The sequence below is a fragment of the Erwinia sp. MYb416 genome, from assembly GCF_037479575.1.
In the GTDB taxonomy this organism is placed as follows: domain Bacteria; phylum Pseudomonadota; class Gammaproteobacteria; order Enterobacterales; family Enterobacteriaceae; genus Erwinia; species Erwinia rhapontici.
Genome location: NZ_JBBGYT010000229.1, coordinates 413 through 1,054, shown reverse-complemented (window position 1 = coordinate 1,054; position 642 = coordinate 413). Strand labels below are relative to the sequence as shown.

Genomic DNA, 642 nt, shown 5'->3' with positions numbered 1-642 from the left:
ACCACGCCCAGCGTGAACGCCAGTGACGTCATCAGGATCGGACGTAAACGCATTCTGGCCGCTTCCAGCGTCGCTTCCGCCAGCCCTTTGCCATTGTCATGAAGCTGTTTGGCGAACTCGACGATAAGAATGGCGTTCTTCGCCGACAGCCCAATGATGGTGATCATCCCCACCTTAAAGAACACATCGTTCGGCATATCACGCAATATGACTGCCAGCACCGCACCCAGCAGGCCTAACGGCACCACCAGCATTACGGAGATGGGAATGGACCAGCTCTCGTACAGCGCGGCCAGTATCAGGAATATCACCAGCATCGACAGCGCCATCAGCATCGGCGCTTCAGAGGCGGATTGCTGCTCCTGCAGTGACAGCTCGGTCCATTCCACCGCAAAACCCTCAGGCAGTTCAGCCGCCAGGCGCTCCATCTCCTGCATCGCATCACCACTGGAGTAACCCGCGGCGGCGCTGCCGGTGATTTTCACCGCCTGATAACCCTGATAACGCACCATTTGCAGCGGTGAGGTTTCCCATTTCGCCTGAACAAATTCCGACAGCGGCACCATGCCGTTGTTGGTGTTACGCACATTCAGTTTCAGAATATCGTTCAGTTCCATGCGGAACGGGGCATCGGCCTGAATG

1 protein-coding gene is annotated in these 642 nt (G+C 56.9%); it reads right to left on the bottom strand.

All coding sequences use genetic code 11. From position 1 onward, the window contains the following. The coding region (locus WH277_RS02095) for an efflux RND transporter permease subunit (protein WP_339504121.1) at positions 1 to 642 on the bottom strand (642 nt) is incomplete at both ends.